This is a genomic window from Gardnerella vaginalis, from assembly GCF_040427915.1.
In the GTDB taxonomy this organism is placed as follows: Bacteria; Actinomycetota; Actinomycetes; order Actinomycetales; family Bifidobacteriaceae; genus Bifidobacterium; species Bifidobacterium vaginale_C.
The window spans coordinates 1,281,315-1,297,747 of sequence record NZ_JBETXJ010000002.1 but is presented as its reverse complement, the minus strand read 5'-3'; the positions used below and the strand labels follow the sequence as shown (position 1 = coordinate 1,297,747).

General features: G+C 39.6%; 16 protein-coding genes and 2 pseudogenes. 3 read left to right on the top strand and 15 right to left on the bottom strand.

The annotated features are described in order from the left end of the window. Positions 1-11 precede the first annotated feature (11 nt). Entirely contained in the window at positions 12-1,169 is a 1,158-nt protein-coding gene (locus tag ABVC65_RS05280; RefSeq protein ID WP_353582760.1) for a DnaJ C-terminal domain-containing protein, read from the bottom strand. A gap of 59 nt (positions 1,170-1,228) precedes the next feature. Then, positions 1,229-2,245 (bottom strand): heat-inducible transcriptional repressor HrcA, encoded by a 1,017-nt coding sequence (gene hrcA, locus ABVC65_RS05275; protein WP_016810515.1) that lies wholly within the window; start codon positions 2,243-2,245, stop codon positions 1,229-1,231. A gap of 261 nt (positions 2,246-2,506) precedes the next feature. Here hrcA and tkt point away from each other — a divergent pair, with 261 nt between their 5' ends. Both tkt and tal read left to right on the top strand, forming a co-directional pair. Next, entirely contained in the window at positions 2,507-4,606 is a 2,100-nt protein-coding gene (tkt, locus tag ABVC65_RS05270; protein WP_019261268.1) for a transketolase, read from the top strand. Between the two features lie 211 nt (positions 4,607-4,817). Then, on the top strand, positions 4,818-5,921 hold the full coding sequence (gene tal / locus ABVC65_RS05265; protein WP_016828836.1) for a transaldolase: 1,104 nt from the start codon (positions 4,818-4,820) through the stop codon (positions 5,919-5,921). Positions 5,922-5,997: 76 nt separating this feature from the next. Here tal and ABVC65_RS05260 read toward each other — a convergent pair whose 3' ends face one another. Both ABVC65_RS05260 and ABVC65_RS05255 read right to left on the bottom strand, forming a co-directional pair. Next, positions 5,998-6,771: an ATP-binding protein gene (locus ABVC65_RS05260; RefSeq protein WP_353582759.1), complete on the bottom strand. Its 774-nt coding sequence runs from the start codon at positions 6,769-6,771 to the stop codon at positions 5,998-6,000. A 314-nt stretch (positions 6,772-7,085) separates the two neighbouring features. Further along, positions 7,086-7,811: a MerR family transcriptional regulator gene (locus ABVC65_RS05255; RefSeq protein WP_353582758.1), complete on the bottom strand. Its 726-nt coding sequence runs from the start codon at positions 7,809-7,811 to the stop codon at positions 7,086-7,088. A 265-nt stretch (positions 7,812-8,076) separates the two neighbouring features. On the opposite strand from ABVC65_RS05255, the gene ABVC65_RS05250 reads away from it, so the two are divergent. Continuing rightward, a complete protein-coding gene (locus ABVC65_RS05250; protein ID WP_353582757.1) occupies positions 8,077-8,319 on the top strand; it encodes a type II toxin-antitoxin system Phd/YefM family antitoxin in 243 nt (80 codons plus the stop codon). 178 nt (positions 8,320-8,497) lie between these two features. On the opposite strand, the gene ABVC65_RS05245 is transcribed toward ABVC65_RS05250, so the two are convergent. The 11 genes and pseudogenes from ABVC65_RS05245 to ABVC65_RS05200 all read right to left on the bottom strand — a co-directional run bounded on the left by ABVC65_RS05245 (position 8,498) and on the right by ABVC65_RS05200 (position 16,428). Then, positions 8,498-9,100, bottom strand: a complete 603-nt coding sequence (locus ABVC65_RS05245) for a DUF4097 family beta strand repeat-containing protein (RefSeq protein WP_353582756.1) — start codon at positions 9,098-9,100, stop codon at positions 8,498-8,500. Positions 9,101-9,452: 352 nt separating this feature from the next. Beyond that, positions 9,453-10,439, bottom strand: coding sequence for a helix-turn-helix domain-containing protein (locus tag ABVC65_RS05240; protein WP_353582755.1), 987 nt, complete (start codon positions 10,437-10,439; stop codon positions 9,453-9,455). 373 nt (positions 10,440-10,812) lie between these two features. Further along, the gene (locus tag ABVC65_RS05235; protein ID WP_004120547.1) at positions 10,813-12,021 is read right to left on the bottom strand and encodes an ATP-binding protein; all 1,209 of its coding nucleotides are present in this window, start codon (positions 12,019-12,021) and stop codon (positions 10,813-10,815) included. Between the two features lie 562 nt (positions 12,022-12,583). Next, a pseudogene (locus ABVC65_RS05230) lies at positions 12,584-12,898 on the bottom strand (hypothetical protein); the annotation flags it as partial. 52 nt (positions 12,899-12,950) lie between these two features. After that, positions 12,951-13,193, bottom strand: coding sequence for a hypothetical protein (locus tag ABVC65_RS06575; protein ID WP_435528278.1), 243 nt, complete (start codon positions 13,191-13,193; stop codon positions 12,951-12,953). Continuing rightward, positions 13,184-13,447: a KilA-N domain-containing protein gene (locus ABVC65_RS06570; protein ID WP_435528277.1), complete on the bottom strand. Its 264-nt coding sequence runs from the start codon at positions 13,445-13,447 to the stop codon at positions 13,184-13,186. The genes ABVC65_RS06575 and ABVC65_RS06570 overlap by 10 nt, the downstream gene beginning before the upstream one ends. Positions 13,448-13,472: 25 nt before the next feature. Next, positions 13,473-14,378 (bottom strand): exonuclease domain-containing protein, encoded by a 906-nt coding sequence (locus ABVC65_RS05220; protein WP_353582754.1) that lies wholly within the window; start codon positions 14,376-14,378, stop codon positions 13,473-13,475. 163 nt (positions 14,379-14,541) lie between these two features. Further along, positions 14,542-14,763 carry a hypothetical protein gene (locus ABVC65_RS05215; protein ID WP_353582753.1) on the bottom strand — a complete coding sequence of 74 codons (222 nt, stop codon included), beginning with the start codon at positions 14,761-14,763 and terminating at the stop codon, positions 14,542-14,544. Between the two features lie 266 nt (positions 14,764-15,029). Beyond that, positions 15,030-15,307, bottom strand: a pseudogene (locus ABVC65_RS05210) (hypothetical protein). Positions 15,308-15,493: 186 nt separating this feature from the next. After that, positions 15,494-15,673 (bottom strand): hypothetical protein, encoded by a 180-nt coding sequence (locus ABVC65_RS05205; protein ID WP_016813572.1) that lies wholly within the window; start codon positions 15,671-15,673, stop codon positions 15,494-15,496. A gap of 263 nt (positions 15,674-15,936) precedes the next feature. Next, the gene (locus tag ABVC65_RS05200) at positions 15,937-16,428 is read right to left on the bottom strand and encodes an NUDIX hydrolase (RefSeq protein WP_004123511.1); all 492 of its coding nucleotides are present in this window, start codon (positions 16,426-16,428) and stop codon (positions 15,937-15,939) included. Positions 16,429-16,433 lie beyond the last annotated feature (5 nt).

The window sequence follows — 16,433 nt, the reverse complement described above, 5'->3', positions numbered from 1 at the left end:
GAATTAGCAAATTAGCAGAAAGCATCCTTTAACTTGCTAAAGAACCCTTTGTGATTTGTAGTTGAATCTGGGATAGCACGTTGAACAATAACACTATCTTTTCCATCATGCAATTTTTCAAACTCTTCAATAAGTTTACGCTCTTCATCGCTCAGCTTTGTTGGAATATTAACAAGAATATGAACAACAAGATTTCCGCGTTCTTTAGAGCCTAGAACCGTTACACCTAAATTAGGTACAGAAATAGTATTTTCACTTTGAGAACCAGAAGGGATTTCCACGCTCTTTTTGCCGTCAAAAGTATCTATATCAACTTTATGCCCCAAAACAGCCCAAGTCATTGGAACGTCAATCCAACAATGTAAATCGTTTAGATTCCTAGTAAACTGTTTATCTTCTCGAATATGTACATCAACATACAAGTCGCCAGCAGGACCGCCACATTCTCCTACTGCTCCTTGCGAAGCAAGTCGCAATCGAGAATTGTCTTTTATACCAGCAGGAATAGTAATCCCAATTTCTCTTGATGTACGAATTCGACCATGTCCATGACAATTTGGGCAAACATTCTTAATGATTGTTCCGTGACCTTCGCATTCTCTACATGGCTCAGATGACATCATTTGACCAAACATTGTTCGGGTAACCCTTTGTACAAAACCAGCGCCCTTGCATTGCGGGCAAGTTAGAGGGTCTGATTTATCTGCAGAGCCTTTTCCAGCACAATCTTGACACAAGCCAAAAGTCACTACATGAACCTTAGCATTTCCACCAAATACTACTGTTTTAAGATCAACTTTAACTTCTGTGAGTGAATCTTCACCACGATTCACGCGCGGAATAGGAGAACCCGTACTTGTTCCAAATGATCCAGAAAAGAACTGATTTAAAATATCTCCCATATCCATATTCATATTGGCATATCCGCCAGCGCCAGCACCAGCACCCGATGCCGATAGATTGTTTGGGTCAACACCCATATCTACCATTTTGCGTTTTTCTGGATTAGACAAAACGTCGTATGCAGCATTAACTTCCTTGAATTTGTCTTCAAACTCAGGACCTGCGATATCTGGATGGTACTTTCGACTTAATTTTCTATATGCTTTACGAATCTCATCATCGCTAGCGTTAGAATCAACACCTAAAATTTTGTAGTAGTCAGTCACTTAACTCCCCTTTTACCTTAATAAAATAATTCTTGCATAAGGCACAGCCAGTTATATTTTTATGAATTTTCGGATATAAACGCATTAAGATACTTAGCCACTGCTTTAACCGCAGTCATTGTTGCAGCATAATCCATATGAGTAGGTCCGATTGAACCAATGAATGCGGAATCAGGATCGGAATTATATCCGTAAGCACTCGTCACAACAGAAGCGTTCAAAAGACCAGGCGTGTGAGTTTCTGAACCTATTGCAACACTGACTCCACTTGCACAATCACTTGCCTCCTCACTTAGCGAAGTCATCAAACGCATAATAACAGCCTGCTCTTCTAAAGCATCAAAAAGAGCAGCAAAATCACCAATATTCTGTCTATGTGCAAGCTGGGAGGTTCCAGCCATGTATAATTCGTGTGCTCGATCGCCATCGTACATATCTTCAATAGCATTAGACAATTGTTTAATTATTTGTAACGAGGAAACTAGATCTTTACGTTCCGACAATGCACACACTTTTTTAGATGCATTCAAAAGCGACAATCCAATGCAATCTTCATTAATCATATTTGTTAAATGCAACAAATCATCTGAATCCACATTGGAAGCCTGAATCATATGTTGCGCTACTCCTCCAGCGTCTGTAATTACTACAACAAGAAGAGTTGATGACGATACTTGAACGATCTCAATTCTTTTTACTTTTGATCTAGATAATGCAGGTGACGCAACAAGAGCAACCTGCCCAGTTATACTTGCAAGAAGACGAGCTGAACGTTGAAGTGTGTCTTGCAAACTTACAGATCCACTTAAGAAACTGCGTATTCCTCTTCTTTGTGCATTAGAAAGTGGTATTAGCGCTGCCATTCCATCAACGAAATATCTGTATCCTTTTTCCGTAGGAATTCGACCAGCAGATGTATGTGGCTGAATTAAATAACCTTCTTCTTCTAGTATTGACATATCGTTGCGAATTGTTGCAGAGCTAACACCTAATTTGTGATTTTTAGCCAAAGACGCTGACCCAACTGGCTCGTGTGAACGAATATAATCTTCAACAACCGCACGGAGTATCATCATGCGACGTGACTGCATTGATCCTCCTTTTATTTAGGTAATGTAACTTTTACTGTCAACTATTATATATTCCAGAATAATATGTGATTAACTATTTTTTGTTATCTTAACAACTAACTATAAATATAAACTTTTGTTAAGTTTTGACACACTTTGTTAGAAATTCGTCTGATATAAAAGATAGGATTAAATGGCAATGTGAGGGTGATGGCCAGCGTAAGCTGTGCGCAAAAAACCCGAATTATTGGAAGGAAAGTAGATCACATGACCGAATTCAACTGGTCTGCATTAGACGAGCGCGCCGTAAAGATGGCGAAGGTTCTCTCGGCTGATGCTGTTGAGCGAGCAGGACACGGACATCCTGGCTCCCCTGTTTCATTGGCACCGATTGCGTACACCTTGTACCAGCACTTCATTAAGCACGATCCAGCTGACCCAAAGTGGGCCGGTCGCGATCGTTTTATTCTTTCTGGCGGTCACGCTTCGCTTACGCAATATGTGCAGCTGTTCTTCTCTGGATACGGCTTGACTCTTGATGATCTCAAGTATTTCCGTGGCGGCGCAGACACGCGTACTCCAGGTCACCCAGAATATGGCTTGACTCCAGGCATTGAAATGACCACTGGTCCTCTTGGACAGGGTCTTGCTTCTGCTGTTGGTTTCGCTTATGGCCAGCGTTTTGAGCGTGGTCTTCTTGATCCAGAAGCTCCAGCTGGCACTTCCCCATTCGATCACAAGGTTTGGGTTATCTGCGGCGAAGGCGACGTTGAGGAAGGCGTTTCTTCTGAAGCTGCTTCCTTGGCTGGAAACCAGAAGCTTGGCAATTTGACCGTAATCTTCGATGCAAACCACATTCAGATTGAAGGCGATACTAAGCTCACCTTCTCCGAGGATATTCTTGCTCGTTACCGTGCATACGGTTGGTACACCGATGAAGTTAGCTTCATCCAACCAGACGGCTCCTACAAGGAAGACGTTCAGGCTTTGGCTGCAGCTATTGAAAAGGCTCAGGAAGTTACCGATAAGCCTCACTTCATTAAGGTTAACACTTTGATTGCTTGGCCAACCCCAGGTAAGACCAACAATGAAGCTTCCCACGGCTCTAAGCTTGGTGAAGAAGCTGTTAAGGGCTTGAAGGAACTTTGCGGTTTCGATCCAGAAGTTTCGTTCCCAATCGACGAAGAAGCTTTGGCTCATGCTCGCAAGGTTGCAGAGCGCGGCTTGGCTGCTCACAAGGCTTGGGATGAAGCTCTTGCAAAGTGGGCTGCTGCAAACCCAGATAAGGCTGCTCTTTACGAGCGTCTTAAGGCTGGCAAGCTTCCTGAAGGATTCGACAAGGCTATTGACGACTTGGTCGCTGGCTTCGAAGCCGGTTCCAAGGTCGCTACCCGTAAGGCTTCTGGCGCAGTTCTTAACGCAATCGCTGCTGTTATGCCAGAACTTTGGGGCGGTTCCGCTGATTTGGGTGGCTCCAATAACACCAATATTAAGGGCGCTGACTCCTTCGGTCCATCCGAAGACGCAACTCGCACTTGGCCAAACGTTTCCGAGTACGGTCGCCAGCTTCACTTTGGTGTGCGCGAGTTCGCAATGGGTGCTATTACCAACGGCATTTTGCTTGGTTCTGACACTCGCCCATTCAACGGCACATTCTTCCAGTTCTCTGACTACGAGCGCCCAGCAGTTCGCTTGGCTGCTTTGATGGAGATTCCAAACCTCTACGTTTGGACTCACGACTCCGTAGCCTTGGGCGAAGATGGTCCAACTCACCAGCCAATCGAACACTTGGCTGCATTCCGCGCTATTCCTCAGCTTGAGGTTGTACGCCCTGCAGATGAGTATGAGACTGCTGAAGCTTACCGCTACTTCTTCGAGAAGAAGAACAACTACCCAACCGCTATGATTTTGACCCGTCAGGGCGTGCCGACCCTCGCAGAAACTGCTGAGAAGGCTCGCGAAGGCGTAAAGCACGGCGGTTATGTGTTGGTTGACTGCGAAGGCACTCCAGACGTAATCATCATGGCTACTGGCTCTGAAGTTCAGTGGGCTGTTGCTGGCGCTAAGACTTTGGCAGCAGAAGGCATTAAGGCTCGCGTTCTTTCTATGCCATCTCTCGAGTGGTTCGAAGAGCAAGACGAAGAGTACAAGGAAGCAATCTTGCCAAAGTCCGTCAAGGCTCGCGTTTCCATCGAAGCTGGCTTGGCATTGCCTTGGTATAAGTATCTTGGCGATTGCGGCAAGGCTGTTTCTATCGAACAGTACGGCTTGCAGGGTGACGGCGGTCAGAACATGATCGATTTGGGCATTACTGCTGAGCATGTAGTAGAAGCTGCTAAGGCTTCTATCGAAGAAGCTCGCGCTTAAGATAGAAATTAAGCAAAATAAAAACTTGATGTATCAAAATAAAATTGATTCATCACAAAACTCGAAGTGCTAATTTAGCAACTTCACTGGAAACAGCAAAGGCGTGTTGATGTTAAGCTACAGCTGGTTTAGCATCAACCGCTGTTTCCTGTAAAAACGCCAACACTACCAACGTGTTCCAACTGGTGGAGCACAGTGTTAAGGAGATAACATGACTGAAGCAACGCAGCGCACTAGCGATTCCGGCGTTTCTATTTGGTTGGACGATTTGTCCCGTACCCGCATTGAGTCTGGTTCTTTGCAGGATTTGATTGCTAACAAGAATGTTGTTGGTGTTACTACCAACCCATCTATCTTCCAGAAGGCTTTGAGCCAGGTTGGTCCATACGACGCACAGCTTAAGGAACTCGGCAAGGTTGACGTTGAAACCGCTATCCGCGAGTTGACCACCACCGATGTTCGTAACGCAACTGATATCTTCCGCGAGATTGCTGAAAAGACCGATTTCGTTGACGGTCGCGTTTCCATCGAAGTTGACCCACGTTTGGCTCACGATACTGCTAACACTGAGAAGCAGGCTGAAGAGCTTTGGGCAAAGGTTGATCGTCCAAACGTTATGATCAAGATTCCAGCAACTTTGGAAGGTCTTCCAGCTATCACCGCTACCCTTGCTAAGGGTATTTCTGTGAACGTAACCTTGATCTTCTCCCTCGAGCGCTACGAGCAGGTTATCGACGCCTTCATCGAAGGTATCGCTCAGGCTGCAGCTAACGGCCACGACTTGAAGCACATCGGCTCCGTAGCTTCCTTCTTCGTCTCCCGCGTTGATACCGCTGTTGACAAGCTCCTCGAAGCTAATGGTTCTGAAGAAGCTAAGGCTCTTGAAGGCAAGGCTGCTGTTGCTAACGCTCGCTTGGCTTACGAACTCTTCGAGAAGAAGTTCGCAGCTGATCCACGTTGGGCTGAACTTGAGGCCAAGGGTGCTAAGAAGCAGCGTCCACTTTGGGCTTCTACTGGCACCAAGAACGCAGCTTACTCTGATTGCAAGTACGTTGACGAGTTGGTTGCTGAGCATGTTGTTAACACCATGCCAGAGAAGACTTTGAACGCTCTTGCTGATCACGGCAACGGTGCTCCTTCCGTTAAGGGTACTTACGAAGAGAGCCATGCTGTTATGAACAAGCTTGCTGAGCTTGGCATCAACATCAAGGATGTTACCGACAAGCTTGAGGCCGATGGTGTTGCCGCCTTCATCAAGTCTTGGGATTCCGTGATTGCTGACGTACAGTCTGGTATCGATCGCGTAAACGCCTGATTTGATTAATCAGTAATAAATAACAAAAACCGCACATGTTCGTGGATTAATTCACACATGTGCGGTTTTTGTTTAACTAGCGGTTAAAAACGTAAGTAGTAGACCAACCTTTTCCACAAACTGAAATATCTCCCCTACTAACTAAATAAGATAACAATTGCTTAGCTTTGGTGCTACCCACGTTAAGAATATTTTGCACTTGCTCACGCTTTATTGTTCCATGATTATTTACTGCTTCAATAATCTTTTTATAGCAATCGTCAACGCTCATACGTTTGTGCGAGTTATTAGAATCTTGCGAAAGTGAATTTGTAGTAAGTTCTGAATTATAAGTACCGTTCACTAAATTCAATAAATTAGCATTAAGTTCAGTTTTGTTTTTTGCAGAAACAGATACAAAGTTATTCTTATCGTTTACAAAAAATTCAAGAGTGGTGCGGTCAGGATTAAAGGACTCACTTAACCTTGGATGAGGTATTCCAGCCCAATCACATCCAGCTCGCATAGCATCAAATCCGCTTCCTGCACGTTCAACAACAGAAATCAGTGCAAACATTTTAAGCAGTGCGGGATTTCGAGAATCAGAAAAACCTCCAGTCAAAGCCACTTCTATAGGCATACGTAAACACCCAGGGTTTGCAAAAGAAAGCTTAAAACCATCATTTGCGCTATTTGTTTCTATAGAAGATTGTGAAGAACCATCAACATCAGTACTCACAGCATCATTATATGTAATAACCGCGTTTCCTCGCATATAATAATCAGCATGAATCAACGTGTTTGCAAGAGCTTCTCTAACTGCAATATGCAACTGGGTATCATTAACTCTTAATGATTGAGAATTAAGCAAAAATGGTAATAAATGCGATGATAAATTAACACTAAAGACTACTAAAAACAGTACTTCAATCTGAATTGAGAGAACTCGTAGTATTTATACACTTTTTTGAGTGCACACTATGGATACTGGGTGCACCTTTTAACGATAGAAAAAGCTATCGTTAAAAAGTTTGAGAATCTATTTTCTACAAAACAATTTTTTATTCTGGTAGAAAATTAAAGCACCTTTTTGCAATGATCCCAAAAGTTAGATTTTTGGTCCAACTTTTGGGAGCACTACATTAATTAATTAAGTGTTTTTAATCAATAACTCGATTATAAAACTTACTTGCAATAATATTCGATTGCCTTGTTGACAAATACTGATGTCCCTTCGCCTGCAAACGCATCTATATTTTTCGTAAAATCACCACCAGAAGCATACATCTTGCCAAGTCCAGATAAAATCTCATTCGAGCACTTATAGAAATTAGCTGTAATAAAGTCCTGCAGTTTCTTTACCAAAGCCTGAACTTCAACTGAATCGCTGGGTTGTGATTTTACCTTGCCAAATTCTGCAAAAATCAGCATGAGTTGTTTATGGAGCATTTTTGTTTCCTCGCTGTTTCTCCTTTTTTCTTTAGCTTCAAATTCCTTGAATTCCGGTGTATCTCCCCAATACTCTTTTGCCTGTTTGGCATACTCATCAATTTTGCTTGTGTCAAATGCTGTAAAGTTCATATAGTTACCTCCTAATTCTTTTAATCCCTTTGCAAAAAGAATTAAATTTTCCAAATGCTCTTTTTTCAGAATTAATAATTTGATTTGTTGTTCCAGTGCTAAATCTTTGTCGAAATGCTCACTGGTTATTATTTCTTTAATTTCTTTGAGCGGAAATTCCAAAGCTTTAAACAGCAAAATGGATTGTAGTACCTTTAGATCCTCATCACCATACAACCTATATCCTGACTCCGAATAAGCAGACGGTTTTAACAAACCTATTTTGTCGTAATACTGAAGAGTACGAATACTAATTCCTGCTATCTTGCTGACTTCATTCACTGTTTTCACTATCTCACCTCCTTCCTTATCACTAGAATAAAGTATTACGCAACGTCATAGTCAAGTATTTTAGTCAAGTATTTTTTGCTACGTTGCCGTCTAATGCTCAACCTAAGACTGTTGTATTTATACAGCCTCAATCGGCAAACCATGAGTTCCGATTGACACCTGTCACATCTTTTCTGAGTTAATAGTTATGACGTAGATTTGAAATACTTAGGAATGATTCATCCTAAAATATAGGGTACAAACTCCTTAAAAGGAGGCTATCGTTATGAATGTAAATACAGATACGCTGATTTCAATTTATGAAGCCAATCAAAACTTCTCAAAGGTTGCTCGTCTTGTCGATAAATACGGCTCAGCTGTAATACTAAAAAACAACTCTCCGCGCTATGTGATTTTAGAATTCCCAAAAACCGATGAGGTTTCTACTCCAGCTGATGATGAGGTCATGGCTTTATCGGATATGTTCATCAAAAAGAATACAAAAGTCTATGAGAAACTTGCCAAATGAAGAACTGATCGATATTATTCTCAAAGTTGCATCAGGCAAAGCAAATGAAAATGACCTTTACACTTGGATTAAAAACCACCAAGCCTAATACTCCAACATTCCGAAGCATTTTTAGAATATGACAAACTCTATTTCGTGCGACTAGTCAAAGTAGCGGACATAAAACACCACAACAGTATTACTTCACTACAGCTTTCCCATTCAAACAATGCACAACGTAGTGAGCACATCCATCTGTTTTGCGCCCAATATTAGCTTTATTCTTATCAGAAACCTCGCTAATACCATTCTCACAAACTACTTCAAGACATGCACCCTTGGTAATTTCTCCTTCTAAAACACTCGTACCATTTAACGTATCCACCATGCAAGAAGCAACAACCTTAACATTATTCGCCACAGCAGAACCATTAAGACACTTTAGAAAAACATCATTCGCCTGAACATTCCTTGCTTCCACCCTGCCATTATGAACCTCGGCATAAATCTTGTCAGCTTTAATATCCGTTACTAATACTTGATTCGACTCAGCTTCAATCTCACAAAAATCAACACTCTCTGGCAACGAAACAATGACCTCAGGACTGCCTTTAGCAAGCCAACGCAACCAGTAAAAAGCCGACACTTTCTCTGTTTGAACAAGTTTTATACCGTCTTGATTTTCTTCAATATGAAATATATCTTTTTCACAATTAACATAACTAATACTAAAAGAATCAGCCCTTCTAACCGTTAAGCTAACATCTTTCGTTTTTGCTACAAACTTCCTACTATTCACCACTTGAACAACTCCCTTGTTAAATATCGGGTTATAGACCAAAAATCAAAAGACCCGACTTGGTCTGCATTGTTAAGAGGCGCGTCGGATACTGTTATTTACGTATGCTACACCAATGAGAGTATTTTATTAAATCTTTCAAACTAGCACAAATTTTTTCTTTCTAACAAGATTATTTAGTCTTACACTCACCTTTATGAACACAAACAAATGTCAGAACGAAAACGCAAACTATCACAGCACACTAAATATCTTGCCCTTTATGATTTGATGACATGTATTTTACGCACCGCGCTTTCCAATCATCCTCACTGACGTCGCCAAACATCGCCACAAAATCGACGCTGAAAGTCACTTATTTCTTTCCGAGCCTCCACGCTTTGAGCACCACTTCTATTACTCCGTAAGTCAATGCGGCCAACGGCCAAACAATCCAACTTTTTCCCCAATCGGACGTAATGAAACTGTAGGCTAAATAAATGCAGACAACTATAAGCCAGTAAGCTTGGAGGAATAACCTAATCTTTGTAGGATAGACAGTTTTTTTCTTTGGTTGCAGCAAACGGTAATAGGACGAGCGGACAATATTCGCCTGTACGAATAAATAAACAGCTGCTGCCACCAGAGCAATAGCGACAACTACAAAAAAGCCGGATGAAAGTTGATAAAATTTCGGCGCTATATCCGAAATTATAAGAAAAATAAAAGCAACCATACATAAAACGACACCACTGACCGTCCGCAGCACATACGACGGCATGAACCGTTCCAAGCGTTCTTTGAGCACACTGTCAACACCGTAAGCTGTTTCAAAGTCCTCTTTTTCCAAATATTGATAACGCTTTCCGTGGAAACTCTGAATAATAAAAATAGCTACAGCTACAGTAATAATCGCAACACTAAATACTAAGCCCATAGTTTTACCGACTTGCGCATTTACTGTGTGAGAAAGCAAAAGATCACTGCCGACCAACGGGATTGCCGCCAGAATACAAAGAAGAACACCTAGAGCAACATAAGCGGCAAATGATATTCTATGAGCAATATAAGCGGAGGCTTCTTCCAGTTCAATTACCCGCATGCGAACGCCAGCATCTTCCTGGCAGGCATTTTCATCTGCGTTGACGTTCTTCCCCATAACATCAATTTCATCTTTTACCAGAAGATCTGCACTAACACCAAACAAACGGCTCAATGCAATTATCCGTTCCATATCCGGGATACTTTGTGCGCCTTCCCATTTGGAAACAGCTTGGCGACTGACGCCCAATTTGTCCGCCAATTCTTCCTGCGACCAACCGTTTTGTTTACGCAGTTCCAATATTTTATCTGCTAAAATCATAAAAACATCTCCATTTCAAACTAGAATTCATCATGATCATGGTGAAATTATAGCTAAAACAGCAGTTGCGTAGTAGCAAGTTCAGTTGGCAATTGCCGTTAAAAGCGCAATTTCTGCCGACAAATGAGCGCAACCGACCGCCAATTCGTTTTCTTTCATTTTTTCACCGCCCTTTCCAATCATCTTCACTGATGCCGCCAAACATCGGAACAGAATTTCGCCAATCGTCGGAATGAAAACTCGCCAATCGTAGTACTAATATCCCGCCAATTCGCAAGGAAAACTATGAAACATCGCACTTACGCTTTCAAATTAAACCTTTTAATAATAGCCATCGCGAAACATAATCTACATAAGAGCAAAATCAAGCAGATTACGCATTCTCTTCTAGTAGAAAATCTGGTAAATATTTGTGTATAATCCCTTCTTGCGAAAAATTCATTGTATCCATCGACAAAACATATTTAGGATAATTATCCTTAACCAATCGATAAACACCAAATTCCCGGCTACGAGTCTCTTCGCTAGCCATCAAATAAGAGACTTGATAATACTCAGTTTCACCTTGTCTAGTAGCAATGAAATCGATTTCTTGATTATTAATACGACCAACTTGAACCTGAAAACCACGAGACAAAAGCTCAATATAGACAATATTTTCTAGAATACGTTCAATTGACGCAACGTTTGAGAAACCTACTGCTTGCCTAAAACCATGATCTGTTACATAATATTTTTCCTCAACCGTCAGTAACTTTTTCCCAACACTGTCATAGCGTGGAACTTTTTTTAGAAGATACGCCGCTTGGCAAAAATTCAAGTAATTCAAAATGGTATCGACTGAAACTTTACGATTTTCGCTAACAAAATATTTTCGTAAACTGTTAGCTGAAAAACTTTGTCCAATATTATCTAAACAAAAAAGTAAAATGCGATTAAATACGTCAACATCTCGGATCGAATTGTATTCAAGTATATCCTTAACAACAACGGTATTATAAATGTCGTTTAAATATCTAAAACTCGGCTCCTCTTCCCCATTAAAATAATGAAGAGGAGGCATACCACCAATTTTGATATATAGCTGAAATAATTCCTGTATGCTTAAATTCAAACTTTGATACAAATTCACGAATTCGCTAAAAGTAAAAGGAAGCACCTCAAAACTTACGTAACGCCCTGCAAGCAAGGTGGCAAGCTCTCCGGACAATAATTTTGAGTTAGAACCAGTCAAATAAATATCGCAATCATAATCAACTCTAAGCGCATTTATAACACGTTCCCAGTGAGAAACTAATTGAATTTCATCAAAGAAAAAATATATTTTACCTTCTATTTGTTGACTACGTTCTGTAATTAATTTCTGCAGATCAAAATCATTTTTCACAGATAAGTATTGAGCTGATTCTAAATTGATATAAATAATACGACTTTGAGGAACGTCTACAAGCAATTCAGATTGAATCATTTTTAACAAAGTGGACTTTCCCACTCGTCTCATACCTGTAATCACCTTCACAATAGGCTTGTCAATAAAAGGTTTGATCTTATTAAGATATTTTTTACGTAATATATATGACATATCCTCACACCTTTCGATTACAGCTTTGCTTACAATTTCGATTATAGTCGATAAATTTATTGTTTTTTATAGTTGTTTCTATTATAAACGAAACAAATTAAAAATTCACCTTTGAGATTGAAGCCGCAGTGTTCTAATAATGGGCGTAAATTTCAAGTTCAACTTTAAAATTACGCTCAAATTGGTTAACTTATCTTCTTATGCAGAAAATGCACGCAGCAAACAAAATAGCCAATCAGTGCTCGTTTAATGCTTCCAACAATATCCATCATAAACGAAGCAATCACCTGCAAATCTTCACCCTCATAATATTCAACAAGCAACTTTTTAAATTCAGGACCTAGACTGTACGCAAGCAGGTGTCATCAAAACGATATATTATTTAAGTGCGATTTGCAAAGGAGCGCCACCGATTCTGTATGGATTGAGAGAACGGGTAGTATAGCTACACTTTTTTGAGTGCACACTATGGATAGTGGGTGCATCTTTTAACGATAGAAAAAGCTATCGTTAAAAAGTTTGAGATTGGCTTAATAGCTTGATTCTTGAGTGAAAAATATTACTAGTTTTCCTTATAACCTATAGCAACATTACCTATTTTATTAAGTACTGGTACTTTAAGAACATTAGAGCTTGGCTTGTCTTTTAAATCAAATTTACCAACTAAAAATAAAGCTTTATACCCTGAACTAGGCAAATTAAACTGTGAGTCAACTAATTTGATGGGCTTATCTCCAAGAGTGACTTTAGACAAATCATAGTGAGAATCCAGAATATCTCGTGACGCAAAGAGATACAATTCATCCTTATTCATATAGTTTTCTGGTATACGAAACTCTTCCCGAGACACCGCTACTGTTTCCCAATGATACGACGCAGCTTATTGCAATTTTTTAATTGATTCACTTTCAGACAGTATCCTCATTTGTTCAATAGCTATTTGCCTTTAATTTCTCCAATCTTTCAGATTGACTCATACCTTCATTTATAAATACCGCATTAAGATTCTCAAGATTAGAAAGGCAAACAAGCTGAGATATATCTGCATAATCTCTAATATTGCATTTTAAATCCGGATTTTCATCACGCCACTCTTTAGCTGTTATTCCAAATAAAGAAACATTAAGAATATCCGCTTCATTTGCATAAATAAAATTGATTTCTACACCCATTGCTTAACAGATAATATAAAACGGTTAAGTCCTGCTTCATTTTTAATTCCCTCGAATTCGGTGGAATTAAAATTCGTGTTATACATTTCTTCCCAAATACCTAAAAACTCTATTGTATTCTTATTCCTAAGCCACTTTTCAATCAAAGCAGAACCGTTATCAATATTTCTAACCATATCCGTTAAAGAAATATAATCTCTATTGCCAATGGCAATAATGCTGATATCTGAACCTTCAACATTTATTTTAGACACCTAACTACCTCTCAATCATCCAATTTCACTCATTTAACAAATCATAGAAAGTACGCTCATCAATAATTTCTATATCTTGCCCCTCAAGCTTGAGCTTTTCTGCTTTCTTATGCTTTGATGACTTCTCACCTTTAAGAATTGCATTGTAATCATTATCCCCAAGTATCAGATAGTTTGTTTGCTTAGTCACACTATTATCTAAGACACCGCCGAGATTCGCTACAATCTGCTTAGCATCCTTGCGAACCATTTTCTCAAGCTTACCAGTAAAAACCACGTGCCGATTATAGAAAAATCCATCTTCATCAACAACCACTTCATCAGGCTTAATTGCTTTGATATCTATCCCTTTACCACCGTGACTTCCGCTAACAGGCCATAAATCTTCAATTACTAGATTCTTCTCAGCCATGCGTGTTTTAACAGCATCATATAATTCTTTCGTCGCAATACAATCAACTAAAGCACGATGCTCATTATTATGCAAACCCAAATAATCAGTTAAATCAGAAAGCCTGTAATGCTTCAACTCAGGATACAGTTTACGAGCAAATTGCATCGTATCCATATACTGATTAGACAATTGTTCCTTAAAACCCTCATTCAAAAAACGCATATCAAAAGAAGTACTATGCCCAAGAATAATATCCTCACCAATAAATGAAAGCACAGCCGTTTTCACATCAGCGATAGACGGCATACTCTCCAACATTTCATTAGTTATTCCTGTTAATGCTGTAATAAAACCATCTACTCCGGTACTCGGCTTAACCAGCTGATCATAACGGTCTACTATCTCATTATTTCTAACTTTTAAGATACCAATCTCAATAATCTCATTATAATAAGCAGATAAGCCGGTCGTTTCGGTATCTAGCACACAGTAATCATCAATGAGTTGCTTAGTGTAATTTGAGTTTAAATTGGACATGAAAGCACCTCCTTCATCTATTGAAATGAGCTTTTACAAATTTATCTTCTAATACTCATTATATCTTGAAAGCTAAGTGCCTTAAACATAAAAACAGGTCGATTGTAATCCTCGACCTGCTGTCTTAACTATTATCCCACCCTCATATAAAAGTAACTCTCATTTAAATCTCATCATATTTCTTTTTTAATTTACCCATATTATCAAGGTCAATCCACTCCTCGCTAAAACCACAGGCAGTGCAAATATACCTATCAACAGGTACTGCTGACATAATTGTATGTCCAGTCATAACATTATTTCCAGTCCCATAAGCCCCAGCAGATCCAGGCACAAATATAATTTCACTTCCCCCACACTTTGGGCATTTTTTCATATTTTTCATAAATCCTCCTTTTTAATCTAATAATGTTCTTTTTATTGTTTTGAAAAATTGCATAAAATAGGCAGGAACACATACCTATCCATCAGATATATATTTCTACCAATTAAAAAATTCTACGTGAAAAGAGACAGAACTACACTGTCTGTCTGTCAAGGATTTTGTCAGTTTTTTCATGGCTTGCCAACCTTTTATGCTAACTTTTCTTGAGTTAATTATACAAGAAAAAATCTATATTGACTTGCCTTCATATATTGTATATTTGTTATTTACTCGTCTACTTTCATTACACTCCCATCAAGGAAGATAATATCAGCCTTTCCATCTTGATGCACGGTTAGATGGTCAACCATGCTAAGTCAGACGTTTTCATAGAACACAGTTAACAAGTCCTGTTTTTCAAGCCATCAATAAAATATTCAACCTCATCACGTCTTGCTTGCTTGTCGACAATGCTAGCTTTTACTTCTTTAAGCCTTGCTTCTACGGTATTAAACCTGTTCACTAGACTCGCATATTTTTTCTCATACTCATCCTGGTTCTGCAATTTCCGTGCATTTTCATTGATACAGTTGTTAATCTTTTAACGATCACCCTAACTAATCACCGGCTAAACAGGACGGACATTGAGCCTGACTTTAATATTCATAAAAAGAAGTGACTATTACTGACAGAGATCAGTAATAGTCACCCAACGTGAGATATTCAACTATTGACTTGAACCAAACAAAATTCAATCAGTCTTTCGAAGGACAGTCTTAAGCGAGATCACTGTGACACCAATAACAAAAGAGGTAAAACCAACTCTAATAGCAAGTGTGCCACCCCATATTAAGGCAAGCAGCATCGCGATTAAAGCAACCGTCAAGCCGAATGTCGCTACTTCACGGCAAAAACGAACGAGCTTATCCATTCCTTAAAAACCTCCTCGTGCACATACTAATAATCAGGCCTCATTTTAACTTTTGAGCTATATTTTACCACTTCACAGCCTGGGTGCAAAGTGGCGAATCGACTTGCATGAGCGATTAAATATAATTCGCGAATGCACTTCGATTCGCTGAGCTTGCTCAAGTTGAAAGCACAGTGTGCTTTCAACGCAAGCGAAGTACGTTAACATCCTGTTCACTCGACCATAGAGCGTTGATATCTTCCCTCAAACAGCCAAACTTGAATTTATATATCTACTGTTTTAATAAGTTTGATTGCCCTTGATGATACTAACTCGTCTTGGCTCATTTCCAAAAGGCTCTTTTTATCTACCCACTTATAATTAACCGTTTCTCCTTTTTGAAGAGCAATTGCATTTTTCTTACAATCGGTTACGCATAGATATTCAACATAAAGAGAGTGGTAAACATCCTGCATAAATCTTCCGATCTCCATAATTTTTGAAGCTTCAATACCTGTTTCTTCTTTTAATTCTCTTACTGCACATTCTAATGGTGTTTCATATTGCAATGCAGAACCACCTGCTGTCAACTCCCACATTCCACCGAATTTCTTTTCAAAATCTCTTTGCATAATAAGGTAAGTCCCATCTATATGTTTAACAATTACTTCGCCCACCAAATGATACATGCCGTCAGGAATTGGTTCTCCTCTCACTAATGTAATATTCTTTAATTTATTAAATTCTTTATCATACGCATCCCAAATCTCAGCCATAAAAC

What these genes read in the sequence shown, in the direction of transcription:
- ABVC65_RS06575 (WP_435528278.1), bottom strand. Translation starts at nt 13,193, where the DNA reads ATGGGTGTAGAAATCAATTTTATTTATGCAAATGAAGCGGATATTCTT.
- tkt (WP_019261268.1), top strand. Translation starts at nt 2,507, where the DNA reads ATGACCGAATTCAACTGGTCTGCATTAGACGAGCGCGCCGTAAAGATG.
- ABVC65_RS05215 (WP_353582753.1), bottom strand. Translation starts at nt 14,763, where the DNA reads ATGAAAAATATGAAAAAATGCCCAAAGTGTGGGGGAAGTGAAATTATA.
- hrcA (WP_016810515.1), bottom strand. Translation starts at nt 2,245, where the DNA reads ATGATGATACTCCGTGCGGTTGTTGAAGATTATATTCGTTCACACGAG.
- tal (WP_016828836.1), top strand. Translation starts at nt 4,818, where the DNA reads ATGACTGAAGCAACGCAGCGCACTAGCGATTCCGGCGTTTCTATTTGG.
- ABVC65_RS05205 (WP_016813572.1), bottom strand. Translation starts at nt 15,673, where the DNA reads ATGGATAAGCTCGTTCGTTTTTGCCGTGAAGTAGCGACATTCGGCTTG.
- ABVC65_RS05200 (WP_004123511.1), bottom strand. Translation starts at nt 16,428, where the DNA reads ATGGCTGAGATTTGGGATGCGTATGATAAAGAATTTAATAAATTAAAG.
- ABVC65_RS05220 (WP_353582754.1), bottom strand. Translation starts at nt 14,378, where the DNA reads ATGTCCAATTTAAACTCAAATTACACTAAGCAACTCATTGATGATTAC.
- ABVC65_RS05240 (WP_353582755.1), bottom strand. Translation starts at nt 10,439, where the DNA reads ATGATTTTAGCAGATAAAATATTGGAACTGCGTAAACAAAACGGTTGG.
- ABVC65_RS05235 (WP_004120547.1), bottom strand. Translation starts at nt 12,021, where the DNA reads ATGTCATATATATTACGTAAAAAATATCTTAATAAGATCAAACCTTTT.
- ABVC65_RS05250 (WP_353582757.1), top strand. Translation starts at nt 8,077, where the DNA reads ATGAATGTAAATACAGATACGCTGATTTCAATTTATGAAGCCAATCAA.